This is a genomic window from Roseibium polysiphoniae (genome assembly GCF_014842925.1).
Lineage (GTDB): Bacteria > Pseudomonadota > Alphaproteobacteria > Rhizobiales > Stappiaceae > Roseibium > Roseibium polysiphoniae.
In genome coordinates this window covers 1-18,424 of record NZ_JACYXJ010000005.1, presented here as the reverse complement: position 1 = coordinate 18,424, position 18,424 = coordinate 1, and the positions used below count along the sequence as shown (strand labels likewise).

At 58.4% G+C, this 18,424-nt stretch carries 14 protein-coding genes; 10 read left to right on the top strand and 4 right to left on the bottom strand.

Going from position 1 to position 18,424, the window contains the following annotated elements; translation table 11 throughout:
- Positions 1–81: 81 nt before the first annotated feature.
- From grxC to IG617_RS13035, 3 genes are read left to right on the top strand one after another with little or no spacing between them, the layout of a single operon-like run.
- Positions 82–339, top strand: coding sequence for a glutaredoxin 3 (gene grxC / locus IG617_RS13045; protein ID WP_153771323.1), 258 nt, complete (start codon positions 82–84; stop codon positions 337–339).
- Positions 340–371: 32 nt separating this feature from the next.
- Positions 372–1,226 (top strand): carbon-nitrogen hydrolase family protein, encoded by an 855-nt coding sequence (locus tag IG617_RS13040; RefSeq protein WP_192109675.1) that lies wholly within the window; start codon positions 372–374, stop codon positions 1,224–1,226.
- Positions 1,223–1,756, top strand: a complete 534-nt coding sequence (locus IG617_RS13035; protein WP_192109674.1) for a DUF1178 family protein — start codon at positions 1,223–1,225, stop codon at positions 1,754–1,756. The genes IG617_RS13040 and IG617_RS13035 overlap by 4 nt, the downstream gene beginning before the upstream one ends.
- A gap of 63 nt (positions 1,757–1,819) precedes the next feature.
- Here IG617_RS13035 and IG617_RS13030 read toward each other — a convergent pair whose 3' ends face one another.
- Positions 1,820–2,326: a phasin family protein gene (locus tag IG617_RS13030; protein ID WP_209008468.1), complete on the bottom strand. Its 507-nt coding sequence runs from the start codon at positions 2,324–2,326 to the stop codon at positions 1,820–1,822.
- A 185-nt stretch (positions 2,327–2,511) separates the two neighbouring features.
- Here IG617_RS13030 and IG617_RS13025 point away from each other — a divergent pair, with 185 nt between their 5' ends.
- A complete protein-coding gene (locus tag IG617_RS13025) occupies positions 2,512–4,356 on the top strand; it encodes a PHA/PHB synthase family protein (RefSeq protein ID WP_192109673.1) in 1,845 nt (614 codons plus the stop codon).
- A gap of 39 nt (positions 4,357–4,395) precedes the next feature.
- On the opposite strand, the gene IG617_RS13020 is transcribed toward IG617_RS13025, so the two are convergent.
- Positions 4,396–5,106 (bottom strand): alpha/beta fold hydrolase, encoded by a 711-nt coding sequence (locus IG617_RS13020; protein WP_192109672.1) that lies wholly within the window; start codon positions 5,104–5,106, stop codon positions 4,396–4,398.
- Positions 5,107–5,119: 13 nt separating this feature from the next.
- On the bottom strand, positions 5,120–5,878 hold the full coding sequence (gene ubiG / locus IG617_RS13015; RefSeq protein WP_192109671.1) for a bifunctional 2-polyprenyl-6-hydroxyphenol methylase/3-demethylubiquinol 3-O-methyltransferase UbiG: 759 nt from the start codon (positions 5,876–5,878) through the stop codon (positions 5,120–5,122).
- A 186-nt stretch (positions 5,879–6,064) separates the two neighbouring features.
- Between ubiG and IG617_RS13010 the strand changes: the two genes are divergently transcribed.
- From IG617_RS13010 to clpB, 6 genes are all read left to right on the top strand, one after another.
- On the top strand, positions 6,065–7,315 hold the full coding sequence (locus IG617_RS13010) for an aspartate kinase (protein WP_192109670.1): 1,251 nt from the start codon (positions 6,065–6,067) through the stop codon (positions 7,313–7,315).
- A 71-nt stretch (positions 7,316–7,386) separates the two neighbouring features.
- Positions 7,387–9,654, top strand: coding sequence for a phosphoenolpyruvate--protein phosphotransferase (gene ptsP, locus IG617_RS13005; protein ID WP_192109669.1), 2,268 nt, complete (start codon positions 7,387–7,389; stop codon positions 9,652–9,654).
- Between the two features lie 45 nt (positions 9,655–9,699).
- Positions 9,700–10,773 (top strand): peptide chain release factor 1, encoded by a 1,074-nt coding sequence (gene prfA / locus IG617_RS13000; protein WP_192109668.1) that lies wholly within the window; start codon positions 9,700–9,702, stop codon positions 10,771–10,773.
- Position 10,774: 1 nt separating this feature from the next.
- Complete coding sequence (prmC, locus tag IG617_RS12995; protein WP_209008467.1) at positions 10,775–11,635, top strand: peptide chain release factor N(5)-glutamine methyltransferase; 861 nt, start codon at positions 10,775–10,777, stop codon at positions 11,633–11,635.
- A 357-nt stretch (positions 11,636–11,992) separates the two neighbouring features.
- Positions 11,993–12,793, top strand: a complete 801-nt coding sequence (locus tag IG617_RS12990) for a DUF4167 domain-containing protein (protein WP_192109667.1) — start codon at positions 11,993–11,995, stop codon at positions 12,791–12,793.
- A 234-nt stretch (positions 12,794–13,027) separates the two neighbouring features.
- Positions 13,028–15,625, top strand: coding sequence for an ATP-dependent chaperone ClpB (gene clpB, locus IG617_RS12985; RefSeq protein ID WP_192109666.1), 2,598 nt, complete (start codon positions 13,028–13,030; stop codon positions 15,623–15,625).
- Between the two features lie 98 nt (positions 15,626–15,723).
- On the opposite strand, the gene IG617_RS12980 is transcribed toward clpB, so the two are convergent.
- Positions 15,724–17,625, bottom strand: coding sequence for a peptidoglycan DD-metalloendopeptidase family protein (locus IG617_RS12980; RefSeq protein ID WP_209008466.1), 1,902 nt, complete (start codon positions 17,623–17,625; stop codon positions 15,724–15,726).
- Between the last annotated feature and the right edge of the window lie 799 nt (positions 17,626–18,424).

Sequence of the window (18,424 nt, the reverse complement as noted above, 5' to 3'; positions counted from 1 at the left end):
CGTGCTTGTGCAGATCGGGTCCGGGCCCATATAAACGTCTCCAAATCGCGGAAGCTCCGCACCAATGAACAGGGTTCTCAAATGGCCGATGTTGTTATCTACACCCGACAGCTTTGCGGGTTTTGTACCGCTGCAAAGCGGTTGCTGCAGAAGAAGGGCGTCTCGTTCGTGGAGTATGACGCCACCTTTGATCCGAAGCTGAAGAAGGAAATGGTGCAAAAGGCCAATGGCCGCTCCACCTTCCCGCAGATCTTTGTCGGCGCAACGCATGTGGGCGGCTGCGACGAGCTTCACGATCTGGAGCGTGCCGGCAAGCTGGACGCCTTGTTGGCTGCCTGAACAAATAGACGAACGGACCGGAGACGTCAGAGATGAGTGAATTCACAGCCGCATGTGTGCAGTTGCGTTGCGGCAAGAGCGTTGTGGCAAATCTTGAGCAGTCCGAGGGACTGATCCGGGAAGCGGCAGGCGCGGGGGCTCACTACATCCAGACGCCGGAAATGACCAATGTTCTGGTTCGCAGCCGGGACGAGTTGTTCGAGCGTATCGGCAGCGAGGATGCGGATCTGACCGTCGCCCGCTTCAAGGCGATTGCCGATGAGCTCAAGGTCTGGATCCACGCTGGTTCCCTGGCAATCCTTTTGCCGGATGGGAAAGTCGCAAACCGCGGGCTGTTGATCTCCCCCGAGGGCCGAATTGCTGCGCGCTATGACAAGATCCACATGTTCGATGTGGATTTGCCAAATGGCGAAAGTTGGCGAGAGTCGGCAACCTATGAACCGGGATCCAAGACACTGCTGGCGGATCTGCCCTGGATCAAAATGGGCATGGCTGTCTGCTATGATGTTCGCTTTCCGGCAATCTTCCGAACCCAGGCCCGGATGGGAGCTGGTCTGCTGACCATGCCGGCGGCATTCACGCGCCAGACCGGCGAGGCCCATTGGCATGTGCTGCAGCGGGCACGCGCGATTGAAAATGGCGCCTATGTGGTTTCGGCTGCGCAGGGTGGTCTGCATGAAGACGGCCGGGAAACCTACGGTCACAGCCTTATGGTTGATCCCTGGGGACGTGTGATTGGTGAAATCGATGGCGATCAACCAGGCTTCGTCACGGCCGTGATCCGTCCGGAGGAAGTGGCAAAGGCACGTCAGCGGATTCCAGCGATTGCGAATGAGCGAGACTTTGCCGCGAGCCATGCACAGGAAGAGCGGGAGATCCCCGCGTGATCCGATACGCTCTAAGTTGTGACGCAGGCCATGCTTTTGACGGCTGGTTTCGAAACTCGGATGACTTTGACCAGCAATGCCAGCGCGAACTGGTGTCCTGTCCATTTTGCGGGTCAGCACATGTTCAAAAGACGCTGATGGCGCCGGCTGTCTCGACAGCCCGGTCCAAGGAGGGCCGCCTGCAAGGCGAGAGCATTCAGGCGGTGCCTCAATCCGAGCCCGTACAAGAGGCCAAGCCTGGCAGCGAGGCTGCGGTGACCGGATCTCCACCCGCGCAACAACCGGCCCTGATGCCGGTCGACGCGAAGCATCGTGAGTTGATCGAAGGGCTCAGGGCGTTGCGCCGTAAGGTGGTTGAGAGCTCGGACTACGTCGGCAAGGAATTTGCCGAGGAAGCCCGGAAGATCCACTATGGCGAGACCGAAGAGCGGAACATCTATGGCGAAACCTCGAAAGAGGACGCCGAGGCGCTTCTGGATGAAGGCATCGCCGTCGTCCCTCTACCTGCTCTGCCGGATGAACAGAACTGACGAAACTCGAACAGCGACCGTGATCTGGTTCCCAGATCACGGCCTGCCGATGCGCGCGTTCATCTAAGCTGAGGTGCTTTTCGTCCTGCGCCGCGTAGGTGCGGGCGCCTGTTTTTCTTCCTCGATGGTTTCTTCTGCGGCCTTGCTGAGCTCGGTCGCTGTTTCCAGCGCGGTCTCACCGAGTTCTTCTGCCGTTTCGATGCCCTCGTTCACCGTGTCGCGGAACAGGTCCATCTGGTGACGCAAGTGTGCCTGATACTCGTCGGCCATGCGGGTGTAAAAGGACTGAAGCATCGTCAGGGCTTCGTCAGGCATCCGGCAGTCAGCAAGCGCCTTGGCGCATTCAAAGTCTTCATGCAGACGATGGCTGACGAAGGTCATATGGTCATCAAGGGTCTTTTCAGCCCGATCCCAGGCAGTTTTGTTCAAGCGCTGCATTCCGGCGAATGTACGCTCTTCCAATTCGTCTTCCCGTTCCGCAAAGGCCCAGTTCGAGAAATTGGGCTTTGGCCATTTCGGCAACATCGTTTGCATGAAATCGAAGGGAGTGGCGCTGGAGTTATCGGTCATGTCGAGCCTCCTGAGGGTTTCGCGTGGACAGTCACGCAGACTGCCAAACGGCAAGTCCGAACCTTAAATCGCAGCGATATTATCAGCCGCGTGACCGATCCTATTTGATCCTGATCATGGAAATATGGCGATTTCGCCCGATGCTGGCAGGAACGAACTTTTACATCTCGCAATGGGAGCGTTTCATGCCCTCGAAGTCAGCCCTGCCAGTGCCTTCGAACCAGCCCGTGCGGCCAGCGGTTCCAGCCCTTGCCTATACATTCTTGCCAAGTGCTCATTCCGATGATGCTGCCGACAGCTATTCCGTTACGGCTTTTGCGGAAGTTCTGGATCGGGCGACGAGGGCAATGATTGCGCGAGGCACGCTTGGGATTTCTCCCGGAGCCTTGGCACGAGCCTACTTTGATTGGGCCCTGCATTTGGCAATCTCGCCGGGAAAGCAGGGACGCCTGGCCGAAAAGGCGATGACGAAGAACCTGCGGCTCGCGCGATTTCTCACAAGTTGCGCGGTGAGCCGTGGCAAAGGTGATGCCTGCATTGATCCCTTGCCCCAGGACCATCGTTTCGAGCACCCGGGTTGGAAGCTCTTTCCATTCAATTATTATTCTCAGCAGTTTCTCCTGTCACAACAATGGTGGTTCAATGCCATGACGGGTGTGCGTGGTGTTTCTGCCCACCATGAAAAGGTTGTCGATTTCGTTACCCGTCAGTTCCTCGACTTTCTGTCTCCATCCAACTTTTTCTGGACCAACCCGGAAGTCATCGAAAAGACCCTTGAAGAAGGCGGCATGAATCTCGTTCGCGGGTTTGATCACCTGATTCAGGATGTAGATCGGTATGCCCGTCAGATGCCTCCCTCAGGGGCCGAGGATTTCATTGTTGGAGAAGATCTCGCAGCAACGCCTGGAAAAGTGGTCTATCGTAATCGTTTGATTGAACTGATCCAGTATGAGCCGACAACGCCCAATGTCCGGCCGGAACCGATCGTGATCGTTCCTGCCTGGATCATGAAGTATTACATTCTGGATCTGTCGGAGCAGAATTCCCTGGTGCGCTATCTGGTCAATCAGGGATTCACGGTCTTCATGGTGTCGTGGAAGAACCCGGGGCGTGAGGATCGCGATCTCGGCATGTCCGATTATCGCAAGCTCGGCGTAGAGGCCGCGCTGGAAGCTGCGCTTGCGATCACCGGCGCACCACAGGCTCATATGGCAGGCTATTGTCTCGGCGGTACGCTGCTGTCCATCGCGCTTGCCGGGATGATGCACGAAGGCGACGAGAGGGTCGCCAGCCTCTCGCTCTTTGCCGCTCAAACGGATTTCACTGAGGCAGGGGAACTGACGCTTTTCATTGACGAGAGCGAGGTTTCCTTTCTCGAGGACATGATGTGGGAGCAGGGGTTCCTCGACACGCGCCAGATGGCCGGGGCTTTTCAGCTGCTGCGCTCCAACGATCTGATCTGGTCCAAAGCCGTGCGAGAATATCTGCTCGGTGAGCGCGCGCCGATGTTTGATCTGATGGCATGGAATGCAGATGGCACGCGCATGCCGTACAAGATGCATTCGGAATATCTCACGCGTCTGTTCCTCAACAATGATTTTGCAGAGGGGCGGTGGAAGGTCGATGGCGTTCCGGTCTCAGTGGAAGATATTCAGCTGCCGATTTTCGCGGTTGGCACGGAGCATGATCACGTGGCTCCCTGGAAATCCGTTTTCAAGATCGCGCATCTCGCCGATAGCCAGGTCACATTTGTTCTGACGTCTGGTGGGCACAACGCCGGGATTGTCAGCGAACCCGGTCATCCGCATCGTCACTACCGGATCATGACGATGCCGGAGCATGACGGATATATCGACCCAGAGACCTGGCAGGAAACTGCGAAATATAGCGAGGGGTCCTGGTGGGAAGCCTGGGGCGACTGGCTGGATGTCCGCTCTGGCAAGCCAGGCTCGCTGCCGTCCATGGGCAATGAGGCTGCCGGATACCCGGTTCTGAGTGCCGCTCCCGGCAGCTACGTGATGATGCCCTGAAGAGGCTTGCTCACAGGAAGGGCAAGGTCTTTTCCGCGTTCAGCGCGGGGAATGCATGGAGGTGCTGCCGATCCAGCGTTTCAACTCCGCCGTGACCGCGTCGGGAGCTTCGAGCGTTGCCAGGTGACCGCAGCCTTCGATGATCGCCAACCGGCTGTCCGGAATACCAGCGTGGATCTCACGGGAAAGATCGGGTGGTGTCAGCGTGTCGCCGTCGCCGACAAGCACGAGCGTTGGGCAGGTGATGTCCGGCAGGCCGGGACGGGAATCGATCCGCCCGATGACCGCTTTCATCTGGCGGATGAAGGCCTCGGCCCCGGTTTCATTCGCCATTTCCACAACGGTTGCCTTCATGGCCTCATCATTCTCGAGGTCCGCATGGACAAAGCCCGGATAGAGAAGATGCGGGATCTTGGTGAAGCCCTTTTTCTCCGTCAGCTTGATCAGGAATTCACGGCGTTTGATCTGGTCCGGCGTGTCCGGACGCGGATTTGTGTCCAGGAGCGCCAGTCTGGAAACGCGCTCAGGTGCGACCCGCATGATTTCCATCGCAATGTAACCGCCCATGGAGAGCCCAACGAGGGCGAACCGTTCCTGGGCGTTCTCAAGGATGCTGGCGGCAATTGCGGCAATGCTGTCGTGCTGACGGTGGTCAGCCACGAGCAGAGGGCGATCGGCAAAAGCGACGATCTGCGGCGCGAAGAGGATCTCGGTACACAGCAGGCCGGGAATGAAAACAATCGGCTCCATGGAGCGCTTGCTCCTAGTTGGCAGCCCGTTCGGCGAGAAGCATGTAGTTGACGTCCATATCCCGGGATTGGTTCCAGGTGTCGGTCAGCGGGTTGAAGCTGACGCCGCAACGATCCGAAATTTGCATACCCGCACTGGAAAGCGGTCCTTCGATCTCGTCCGGCCTGACGAGCTTTTCATAGGAATGCGTGCCCTTCGGCAACCAGCGCAAGACATACTCGGCGCCGACAATGGCCAAAGCATAGGCCTTGAGCGTCCGGTTGATCGTGGCGACAAACATCAGGCCGCCCGGTCGGACCATCTGAGCGGTCTCGCTGAGGAATAGGGGAACATCGGCCACGTGCTCGACAACTTCCATGTTGAGCACAACGTCGAAGGTTTCACCGACTGCAGCAAGCTGCTCGGCGGTCTCTGCCCGGTAGTCGATTTCGAGACCGGACTTCTGCATGTGCAGCTTTGCAATTTCGATGTTGACGGTCGACGGATCAGCGCCGACGACCTCTGCGCCGAGGCGCACCATGGGTTCGCTCAAAAGGCCGCCACCGCAGCCGATGTCCAGAAAGCGAAGGCCCTTAAACGCATCCGGTGCCTTCGGATCGCGATCAAAGCGCGCGCAGACTTTTTCCTTGATATAGGAGAGTCGAACCGGGCTGAACTTGTGCAGCGGCTTGAACTTGCCGGTCGGGTCCCACCATTCGGCAGCCATTGCCGAAAACCGGGCGACTTCCGCGTCATCGACGGTTCCAGTCGTGGTGCTGTTTGCCTCGGCCATTTCGGTTCCTTTCCCTGGGAGTGATGAATATAGGCGCGCTCCCGATTTGATCCAGTGTCCTTTAATCTCCTGCCTCTTTTGTCAAGGGACGCTGTTGCGGCAATTGCGCTGTGCCTGTATGGATGGCGCCCGATCCGCCGGGTGCATCATGTGCCCTCGTCACTCGATGAAAAGAATACGACAGCAATGGCGCGACTGGTTTTGAAATTTGGCGGTACTTCGGTTGCCGACCTTGACCGCATCCGAAATGTGGCCCGCCACGTCAAACGTGAAGTGGAAGCCGGGCATGAGGTGGCGGTCGTCGTGTCCGCCATGGCCGGGCAAACAAACAAGCTTGTGGAGTTCTGCCGTGAGGCTTCTGCCCTGCACGATGCGCGCGAGTATGACGCCGTCGTCGCTTCCGGGGAACAGGTGACCTCCGGTCTGCTTGCCATCGTCCTTCAGGACATGGGCGTCAACGCCCGCTCCTGGCAAGGCTGGCAGGTGCCGATCAAGACAGACGAGAACCATGGTGCGGCCCGCATCAAGGAAATTGACGGCAGTCTGCTGATTGAACGCCTGTCGCAAGGACAAGTGGCGGTCATGGCTGGTTTCCAGGGCATTTCCCCGGACAACCGCATCGCGACACTTGGCCGTGGCGGCTCGGATACGAGCGCTGTGGCCATTGCAGCTGCGATCAAGGCCGACCGCTGCGATATCTACACCGATGTCGACGGCGTTTACACGACGGACCCGCGGATCGTGCCCAAAGCGCGCCGTCTTGACCGCGTGTCTTTTGAAGAAATGCTTGAAATGGCCTCGCTTGGCGCGAAAGTACTTCAGGTACGGTCAGTCGAGATGGCTATGGTCCATGGTGTTCGGACATTCGTCCGTTCCAGCTTTGACGACCCAGAAGCCCCGCAGGTTGGCGATGACAACCTTCCCATTGGAACCCTTATCTGCGACGAGGACGAACTCGTGGAACAGCAAGTTGTCACCGGCATCGCATTTGCCAAAGACGAAGCCCAGATCTCCATCCGCGATGTGGCTGACAAGCCAGGTGTCGCGCAGTCTGTTTTTGGTCCGCTGGCGGATGCCAACATCAATGTGGACATGATTGTCCAGAACATTTCTCCGGACGGAAAAACCACCGACATCACCTTTACCGTGCCTGAAACCGACTATGAGCGCGCGATCAAGGTTCTTGAGGATAACCGTGGCGACATCGGTTTCCAGAATCTCGAAGGTGCGACGGATGTGGTCAAAGTCTCGGTGATCGGCATCGGGATGCGGTCTCACGCAGGTATTGCAGCCCAGTGTTTCCGCGGCCTCGCGGAGAAGGGCATCAACATCCGCGCGATTACCACTTCGGAAATCAAGATTTCGGTTCTGATCGATTCTGCCTATACGGAACTTGCAGTGCGGACTCTCCATTCGCTATACGGGTTGGACGGATAGAACTCCGACTCGCCCCGGCCAGGCCCGCCAAGGACCCTGCGGTGGGCGTCCGGGACATGATGGGGTAAGCGATGCGCAGCAACCTGGCGGGTCCGCGCCTGTTGCTCCGCCGGCTTCGCGAAGTCATGGCGGAGCCGATCAAGGCGCAGGAACGGCTCGACAAGATTGTGGTCCTGATTGCGTCCAATGTGGTCGCAGAGGTCTGCTCCGTTTATATTCTCAGGGCCGACGGGGTTCTGGAGCTTTACGCAACCGAAGGCCTTAACAGGGAAGCTGTTCACCAAGCGTCCCTGCGAGTCGGACAAGGGCTTGTCGGTCTGATCGCCGCGGAAGCCAGGCCACTGAACCTTCCCAATGCGCGTGCCCATCCGGGCTTTGCCTATCTGCCTGAAACGGGCGAAGAAGCCTATAACTCCTTCCTTGGTGTGCCGATCCTGCGGGCCGGACGGACGCTTGGCGTTCTGGTCGTCCAGAATCAATCTCACCGGACTTATCTGGAAGATGAGGTCGAAGCGCTTCAGACCACGGCGATGGTCATTGCCGAGATGGTCGCCGCTGGTGAGCTTGAGGCGATTGCCCAGAAAGACACCGGGCTCGACATGTCGCGGCCGATCCACGCCAATGGCGTGGCGTTGGCGGAGGGTGTTGGTCTTGGCCATGTGGTTCTGCACGAACCGCGGGTCGTCGTTACAAACCTGATTTCAGAAGATACGGACGCGGAGAAGACGCGCCTCGATGGCGCGATCAACCGTCTGCGCCTGTCGATCGATGACCTGCTTGCCAGCGGTGACATCGCGGCTATGGGAGAGCACAGGGATGTGCTCGAGGCCTATCGGATGTTTGCCTATGATCGCGGCTGGATCCGGAAGATCGAGGAAGCCATCCGCAACGGCCTGACCGCTGAAGCTGCGGTGGAAAAGGTTCAAAGCGACATGCGCGCGCGCATGTTACGGCAGACCGACCCCTATTTACGCGAGCGGCTGCACGATCTTGATGACCTCGCGCACAGGCTGATCCGGGAGCTCATGGGGCGTGGGCATGGGCCGACGCCGGCCGAGCTGCCGCAAGATGCGATCATCGTGGCGCGCAACATGGGGGCCGCCGAACTGCTCGATTACGGCCGAGACCGCATTCGTGCGCTTGTCCTCGAAGAAGGCGGTCCGACCAGCCATGTGACCATAGTCGGGCGTGCGCTCGGCATTCCGATGGTCGGTCAGGTCGACGACATTGTCAGCCTCGCAGACGCAGGCGACGGCATCATCGTTGACGGTGATGCTGGCGAAGTTCACTTGCGGCCGGCACAGGACGTCGAAAACGCCTATGCAGAGAAGGTCCGGTTCCGGGCGCGTCGCCAGGCGCAGTACCGCAGGCTCCGCAACAAACCGTCGGTCACCAAGGATGGTGTCGAGTTTTCCCTGCAGATGAATGCGGGTCTGCTCGTCGATTTGCCTCACCTGGCAGAGGCTGGCGCAGCTGGGGTTGGGCTCTTCCGCACCGAACTGCAGTTCATGGTTGCCTCGTCGTTCCCACGCATGCGCGAGCAGCAGGCTCAATATGAGCAGGTTTTGGATGCTGCCGACGGCAAGCCGGTGACCTTTCGCTCGCTCGATATCGGCGGAGACAAGGTTCTTCCGTATCTGAGGTCAATTCAGGAAGAAAACCCGGCCATGGGTTGGCGGGCGCTTCGACTTGGCCTCGACAGACCCGGGCTTTTGCGAACACAGATCCGGGCGTTGCTGAAGGCTGCCGCTGGGCGGGATCTGAAGCTGATGTTCCCGATGGTCGCGGATGTCAGTGAGTTCATGCGTGCGCGTGAGCTTGTGGAGAAGGAACTCAAGCATCTGCGCCGCCACAATCATGCGGTTCCGGAAAAGATCCGACTTGGGGTCATGGTCGAGGTACCGTCCCTGCTTTTTCAGCTTGATGAGCTTTTGGCCCAGGTGGACTTTGTCTCTGTCGGATCCAACGACCTGTTTCAGTTCTTCTGTGCCGTCGACCGTGGCAACACGCGCGTTGCCGACCGGTTCGACACGCTGAACATCGGCTTTCTGAGGGCCCTGAAGCGGATTGTCGACAAGGCCAACAAGGCACATGTTCCGGTGACCTTGTGCGGTGAGCTGGCGGGGCGGCCTCTCGAGGCAATGGCCCTGGTAGGTCTTGGCTATCGGGACCTTTCCATGTCTCCTGCCTCGCTGGGGCCCATCAAGGCCATGTTGCGGTCTCTTGACGCCGGGCGCCTGTCGGCAAGATTGCTCCCAAGGCTTGAGCCTGGGCATCCGGAAGCCAATATCCGTGACTTCCTCAAGCGCTATGCGTCCGAAATGGACGTGGCGCTCTAGCTACTGAACCCTTTTCCTTCGGGACCTTTTAGGAGATCTGCGCTCATGCTGGCGCGTGCCAAGCTCGATACGTTGCTCGACCGTTTTGCCGAGATCGAATACAGGATGTCGGCAAACCCGGATCCGGCGACCTATGTGAAATTGTCCCGTGAATATGCTGGGCTGGAACCCCTGGTCGCGAAAGTTCGTGTGCTCCTGAAAGCCCAGGACGATCTGGCAGAAGCGGACGCGCTTTTGAATGACCCAGCGACAGATGCTGACATGCGTGAGCTGGCGGAAGCGGAACGTGAGGAGCTTTCCGAGAGTCTTGAAGCGCTAACACAGGATGTGCGCATCGGCCTTCTGCCCAAAGATGATGCTGATGCGAATGATGCCATTTTGGAAGTCCGTGCAGGAACCGGCGGTGATGAAGCGTCTCTTTTTGCCGGAGATCTGTTTCGCATGTATCAGCGGTTCGCCGAACTTCAGGGCTGGAAAGTCGAAGTGCTTTCCGCCAGCGAAGGGGAAGTCGGCGGCTTCAAGGAGATCATAGCCTCGATCTCTGGCGAGAACGTCTTCGCCAAATTGAAATTCGAGTCCGGTGTGCATCGGGTGCAGCGGGTGCCGGCGACCGAATCAGGTGGCCGCATCCATACGTCAGCGGCAACGGTGGCTGTGTTGCCGCAAGCTGAAGACGTCGATGTGGATGTTCAGGACAGTGATCTGCGCATCGATACCTTCCGCGCATCGGGTGCTGGTGGTCAGCACGTGAATACAACGGACTCGGCTGTTCGGATTACCCACATACCGACCGGCATCGTGGTTGCGGTGCAGGATGAGCGGTCGCAGCACAAGAACAAGGCGCGGGCCATGCAGTTGCTTCGCGCGCGTATCTACGACGAAGAGCGCGAGCGCGCCGCCAGTGAACGGACGGAAGCGCGGCGTTTGCAGGTTGGATCGGGCGACAGGTCGGAGCGCATTCGGACCTACAATTTCCCGCAGGGCCGGGTGACGGATCACCGGATTGGCCTGACATTGTACAAGCTGGACCAGATCATTGCCGGCGAGGCGCTTGGTGAGGTCGTTGAAGCATTGACGCTTGATCACCAGGCTTCTCTTCTTGCGGCAGAAGGTGTCTGACGTGACGACCTTCGGCGACCTTTACCGCGATGTGCGGAAGAGGTTCCGGGAGGCGAATCTCGAGACGCCGGATCTGGATGCCCGTCTTCTCATGGCGGCTGCTCTGGAAGTCTCGCCGTCGGATCTGATCTTGCGGGAAGATGACAAGGTTGGAGACGAACAGCGGCTGCTTGCCCTGAAGTACGCGGATCAGCGCCTGATTGGCTTGCCCGTCGGCCGCATCCTTGGAGAACGCGAATTCTGGGGGCTCCGCTTCCGTCTGAATGAGGAAACACTGGAGCCTCGACCCGATACGGAAACACTGGTCCAGGCCGTTCTGGATCGTGTGTCTTGCGAAGGGTCACTGGTCCTGGCGGATATCGGGACAGGGACGGGTGCAATCGCTGTGGCGCTTCTGACTGAGCTGCCCAATGCGGTTTGCGCTGCAATCGACATTTCTGAACGCGCTCTGGAGTGCGCGCGCGGCAATGCAGCCCGGCATGGCGTTGCGGAGCGTTTGCTCCCTGTCAGGTCTGACTACGCGTCATCTCTTGGGGCCGGTGTCGATTGGGTCTTGAGCAATCCCCCCTATATCCGGACAAAGGTCGTAGAGGGGCTCTCGAGGGAAGTTCGCGAGCATGATCCTGGACGTGCTCTTGATGGTGGTACTGACGGATTGGATGCATATCGTGAAATTGTGCCCCAGGCCCTCCAATGCCTTTCGCCAGATGGGCGAATCGCTTTGGAAATTGGCTTTGATCAGGAACAGGAAGTCAGTGAGCTTTTGCGCCAATGCGGCTTTCTTCATATTGAAATCATTCAGGATCTGGCCGGAAATGACCGGGTTGTTCTCGCAATGCGGCGTGAATCGGGTGCGTTTTAAGCCTGTTGTGAAAAAGCGCTTGGAAAACCAAGAATAACCGGTTAGTTTCACCTCGCCGAGACCGGAGTATCGTGATCAGCGTTTAGCGGGGCATGCCTATCCGGCAACGTGGGGCCAAACGCAAATATCGCGGCTTGGAGATCGTTGTTTAACGGACCATCCGGACTTTCGGACTGTCGCAGAATTTGGCGATTGCATCTGCCGCTTGGCGGTACGATGGAATTCGTAACGGCTTTTGCAAGATGACAGCCGCTGACCTTCACGGTTGGTTTCGGTAGCTATTTCGTATCGGTATTAGGCAATTCCGATGTTGGGCCAGCTTTAGCTGGTCGCCGTTCCTTAAGAGAAAACGGCAGGATGAGACCAGGAAATCAAAGCAACAAGCGCATGCGTGGTCGGACCCGGAAGGGACCGAATCCGCTAAGCCGGACCTACGAATCGAACGGTCCGGACGTCAAAATTCGTGGCACCGCTCTGCATGTCGCAGAAAAGTACCAACAGCTTGCTCGCGATGCCCAGGCATCCGGCGATCGGATCATGTCTGAGAACTATTTCCAGCATGCCGAGCATTATCTTCGCATCGTTGCTGCCGCACAGCCACAAGGCCAGCCTGCGGCTCATACCGGACGTGGCGAAGGTGATGAGACAGAGCAGGAAGCTGCAGCACAACCACAAGGCCAGAACGAGCGCCGTCAACGTCCGGATCGCGCTGAGCGCTCCGAGCGTCCGGAGCGGCCAGAGCGTGGCGATCGTCCGGAGCGCCATCAGCGCGCTGCCAAGACGGAGCAGCCAGGTGAGTATGTCGAAGAGGACAGCCCACAGCCGTTCATCGAAAACATGCCCGTCATTGATGAAGCAGGCCAACTGAACGATGGTGCTGCCAAGTCGGTTGAGGCTGCTTCTGAAGGTGACGATGATGACGCGAAGCCTCGCCGTCGTGTTCGTGGGACCCGCGGCCGTGGCGTGAAACGCACTTCGAGTGATGGGGGTGATGCGGAGACCGAAGCGTCCCCAGAGCCGTCTGAAGAGGCCCCAGCTGCTTCTGCAGCCGACGTGGAGGATGCGCCGAAACCAAAGCCGCGTCGTGCACCGCGCACACGCCGCCCCAAAGCGACAGAAGAAGCCCCAGAGGCGGAAGCTGTGCCTGCGGGCGAGTAAGTCAGTCTCGGACAAGCTCATTTTGATCTCGTGAACGGCGCCCCAGGGGCGCCGTTTTGCGTTCCTGAAGGATGCGTGTTTTTCCGGAATTTTCGGCACCCCTCTTTTGTTGTCATTATGCAACACTATATTGGGTGAGCGATGCTCCAAGAGATCGCTCGGGTGCTCACTTATCGGGCTCGATATCCGAAAAACCGGCCATGCTTCGGGTGGCGCGGTGGTCTGGAGGTTCTAATGAACGTAGAAAAATACACAGAGCGTGCGCGTGGGTTTGTTCAATCAGCTCAGACGTTTGCTCTTGGGCAGGGGCATCAGCAGTTTGCTCCGGAACATATTGTCAAAGTCCTTCTTGATGACACGGAAGGGATGGCGGCTGGCCTGATCGAAAAAGCTGGCGGTGATCCGAAAATCGCTAAGTCTGAAATTGAGCGTTTGCTTGGCAAGATGCCGAAAGTATCAGGCGGCAATGGTCAGCTTTACCTGTCCCAGGCGACGGCGCGTGTCTTCGAACAAGCGGAAAAAATTGCGGAAAAAGCGGGCGACAGTTTTGTAACTGTCGAGCGGCTTCTGCTCGCCCTCGTGATGGATGCGGAAGGTGACGTCGGCAAGCTTTTTGCCAAAGCGGGCGTTACGGCAAACGGCCTAAACGAGGCGATCAACGCCCTGCGGCAAGGTCGTACGGCGGACAGTGCGACTGCGGAAAGCCAGTACGACGCGCTTAAGAAATACGCCCGGGATCTGACGCAGGTTGCCCGTGACGGCAAACTCGATCCCGTGATCGGTCGCGACGAGGAAATTCGACGCACGATCCAGGTCCTGTCGCGCCGGACCAAGAACAACCCGGTTCTGATCGGTGAACCTGGCGTCGGCAAGACGGCGATCGCCGAGGGCCTTGCCCTGCGCATCGTCAATGGCGATGTGCCCGAGTCATTGAAAGACAAGAAGCTCCTGGCGCTCGATATGGGAGCCCTGATTGCTGGCGCGAAGTATCGCGGTGAGTTCGAAGAGCGTCTTAAGGCGATCCTGTCGGAAGTCGAGGCGGCCGCCGGCGGCATCGTTCTGTTCATAGATGAAATGCATACGCTCGTAGGCGCGGGCAAGGCCGAAGGCGCCATGGATGCGTCTAACCTCTTGAAGCCCGCGCTGGCGCGCGGAGAGCTGCATTGTGTCGGTGCCACCACTCTGGATGAATACCGCAAGCATGTTGAAAAAGATGCAGCACTCGCGCGTCGTTTCCAGCCTGTTTTCGTGAGTGAACCGACGGTCGAAGATACAATCTCGATCCTGCGCGGGATCAAGGAGAAGTATGAGCTGCATCATGGGGTGCGGATCACGGATTCTGCGATCGTGTCCGCGGCGACAATGTCCAATCGCTACATCACGGACAGGTTCCTGCCTGACAAGGCGATCGACCTTGTGGATGAGGCGGCCAGCCGGTTGCGCATGCAGGTGGACTCCAAGCCTGAAGAACTGGACGAGCTCGACAGACGGATCATTCAGCTCAAGATCGAGCGTGAAGCTCTGAAGAAAGAGGACGATCCGGCGGCCCTGGACCGGCTTGGAAAACTGGAAAAAGAGCTTTCCGATCTTGAGGAGGAGTCAGATGTTCTCACCCGCCGCTGGCAGGGTGAAAAGGACAAGCTGAACCTTGAACAAAAGGTCAAGGAGCAGCTTGATCAGGCCCGTATCGACCTGGAAATCGCACAGCGTCGCGGTGATCTTGCCAAGGCGGGTGAGCTTGCCTACGGCTTGATCCCTGAGCTTGAGCGGCAGCTGGAGGAAGCGGTCGCAAGCGGGGACGCCGATGCGATGGTTGAAGAGGCGGTAACGTCGTCTCATGTCGCCCAGGTCGTCTCCAAATGGACCGGTATTCCGGTCGACCGGATGCTGGAAGGGGAGCGGGACAAGCTTCTGCGCATGGAAGATGTGCTTGCAAGTCGCGTCATCGGTCAGGCCGAGGCGATCCATGCGGTGTCGACGGCGGTGCGCCGTGCCCGTGCGGGTCTGCAGGATCCGAACCGGCCGATTGGCTCGTTCATGTTCCTTGGGCCAACGGGTGTCGGCAAAACCGAGCTGACGAAAGCGCTGGCGCGGTTCCTCTTTGATGACGATACGGCGATGGTTCGGATCGACATGTCGGAGTTCATGGAAAAGCACTCCGTTTCCCGCTTGATCGGTGCGCCTCCGGGCTACGTTGGTTATGAGGAAGGTGGAGCGCTTACGGAAGCGGTGCGCAGGCGGCCCTATCAGGTTGTCCTGTTCGACGAGATCGAGAAAGCCCATGGGGATGTCTTCAATGTCCTCTTGCAGGTCCTTGACGATGGACGTCTGACGGACGGCCAGGGGCGGACCGTGGACTTCCGCAACACGCTTATCATCATGACCTCTAACCTGGGCGCCGAGTATCTGGTCAACCAGCCGGAGGGCGAGGATACGGATGTCGTTCGCGATCAGGTGATGGGAACCGTTCGTGGACACTTCCGTCCCGAGTTCTTGAACCGGCTCGACGAAATCGTGCTGTTCCACCGTCTGCAACGGTCACAGATGTCCGATATCGTTGCGATCCAGCTCGAGCGGCTTCGGGGGCTTCTGGCGGATCGAAAGATCTCGCTTTCTCTGGATGACAGCGCGATTGGCTGGCTGGCGCAAAAAGGCTACGACCCTGCCTATGGGGCTCGTCCGCTCAAGCGCGTGATCCAAAAGGAAGTGCAGGATCCGCTTGCCGAGAAACTGCTTGCGGGTGATGTGGTGGATGGTCAGGCCGTTCAGGTTTCTGCTGGTGGCGACAGACTGGTTTTTTCGGTCGGGCAGGGTGCTGCCGAAGCTGCCTAGAGGCAACGTGAGAAGCTAGAACGGTATGAACAAAAGAAAAAGCCGGCCCTCGTGGCCGGCTTTTTTGCTGTTGCCCATGTGCTCGCTAGCGACCGAGCTTATAGCGCGGATGCGACCCGTGAAGGCCGGCGCGCGCGATCGAGCAGGGTGTCGATCCGCAGCCGCTCGGCTTCGAATTTCGCCAGCATGTCCCCTTCAAGAACGCGGCCGCGCGGCAAGCGAATGCGCATTGGATCCACATAGCGCTTGTTGACCATCACCTCGTAGTGAAGGTGTGGTCCGGTCGAAAGTCCGGTTGACCCGACATAGCCGATGATCTGGCCCTGGCGCACCGAGGTGCCTTCGCTCATTCCCTTGGCGAAGGCCGACATGTGGTTGTAGGTCGTCGTATAGCCGTTGGCGTGACGCACTTCGATGCGGCGGCCGTAGCCCGAGCTCCAGCCGGCCTTGATGATGGTTCCGTTGCCGGCCACCATGATCGGCGTGCCGCGCGGCGCGGCCCAATCAACGCCTGTGTGCATCTTGCTGTACTTGTGGATCGGGTGGCGGCGCATGCCAAAGCCCGACCTGAAGCGGCCGTCCGACACGGGCTTGCGCATGAGGAATTTCTTCGCGCTCTGGCCGTTGGCGTCATAAAAATCCACCGCGCCATCATCCGGGGTGCGGAACCTGTAGAAGCGCCGGGTGCTTGAACCGGTGTTCAACGAGGCGAACAGGACTTCGGAGGCCGTGCTGCCGTCATTGTCCGCATAGAAGACCTCAAGAGCATCGCCTGGCTGGACCCGCGCATTGAAGTCGACGTCAAAGGAGAAGATCCTGATCAGCTCATCAATGAGCGGCGGGGCCATCTCCTGCTCAAGAGCGGTCTGGTAAAGGCTGTCATAGAGAACGGGTGTCTGGCCGCCATAGGAAATGCGGTCTGCTTCTGCAAAGGCGTCAGCAAGGAAATTGGTCGGTGCCTTGGCTGCCACGTAGGCGCCGGTATCAGAGCGGGCTACAGTCGCCTGGTGCACTGTGTCGGAATAGAGGCTCACCCGTTCGGGACGCATGCGACCGGATCCGTCGGTGGCAGGGGCGTACGCGATGCGAAGCCGGTGGCCGGACTGGAGCGCCTGCAATCCATAGTGATCGGTAAAGGCCTTGCGAATGAGTTCGGCTTCGCTTGGGTCGGCGTCGTTGTCGAGCAGGACATCCATGACATCCGTCTGATCGGCGATCGGCACGATCTTCTCGTCCATGCCGGTGTAACGAACCTCGTCGTCCTGCTTGGAGATAAAGGAGACGTTTTCCGGGGTGATGCGGACTGCGAGCCGGGTAAACTCTGACTGACGGGCGAGATTGAAATCAAAACGGGCCGGATCGACCAGGGTTCTCGCGGCTGTTTCGACCGTATTGACCGCCAGGAAACGTGCCGATTGACGAACTGTCTGCTCGATTGCCTCTTCAGACGGGGTCTGAACCGGATCAATCAATGGACTGTTCGAGGGAAAACTGGTGAGCGAAATACTGACCTCGCCCTCGACCTTTGCGCCATAGATGGAGTTTGTAAAGACTGTGTCGGGCGCCAACCGTTCAGGCACATTTTGAACATCCGAGAACATGTTGAGCGGGTTGAAGGCCGGGATCTCGGGTGTGAGTTGCTGGTTCTTTCGGGTGGCGAGGCTGGAGGTTACCAGCGTGTAGTCCCGCACCTTGATGTGTTCGCGGTCGCCGACCTTGGTCACGACGTTGACCGGAATGATCTGCTTGTTGGCAAATTCGGCGGCCGGCCGGGAGATCTTGTCGCCCTTGGCGCCGCTGCTCTTTGTGGCATCGGCGTCAAGCGTCAGCGCACCGCTTGCCGGGCCGGTTGCCGCGGAAACACTATATTGGCCATCGAGCGCGGCCAGAAGGGCGCCGCCCATAAGCACGACCGAGGTGATGCCGGTCAAGACGGTGCCGGTCAGCCACCTGACGGAGACGCGTCTGCGATCAGGAAGCCCGTTCCTTTCATCCTGCACGACCAGTGGATCCTCGTCGCCGAGAGACACTGTTATCTGTTGGGAGGAATGAAAAGGCCCGAAGTGCATATAGACGTTACCTGATTGGTCATTTCTTCTGCTGGCGCGAAAATGCCGGTTTAAAACGAAAAGGTCAAACCAAAGCAGCATCGGAGCAGCCGGAATTCTTTGCAGCGATAATCGGGCAGGAGTGGGGCAGAGCGTTGTTTGATCTCAATGCCTTTTACAAAGGCCAGATCGTTGGCTCCGCTCCTTGTCAATCAGTCCCTATAGGGAAGAGCCCCTTTTGGTGCAGGGAAAAGCCGATAACGAGGCTCCAAAATCGGCCTGTGAGCGGTCGGAAGACAATGAGCAGAAAAGAGGCTCGCTTAAAAAGATGGCAGATTGCTGGAAAATGCCAATTGTGGGGTGGAAACAGCGTCTTAGGGGATGGTTTTCATAAGCCTAGGGCTAGTGAAAAGCGCAGAAATGCGAGGGATTTATCGCTTGTCCGGCTTGTGTGAATCTTTTTTGACAATGCTTGTTGACTCATATGGGGGTGCTGCGTATAAACCGCTCCATCGACGGCGGCGCTGACAACAAACGGCGCCAGCGGCCGGCGGTTTTACCGGAAAAACAGAGACGGGCACTCGACTGAGTGGTCTGTCACGTTTTCCTCCTCGTCGCAAGATGAGTGTTCTTTGACAATTTGTATTGAAGGAAGGGAAGCGTGGACGGCGTTGTTCTTGCGGATGCTTGGTTGCTTATGTTGCTGAGTGTTTTAAGTGAGAGTTACGCAGGTACGCTGATCTTTTAGACA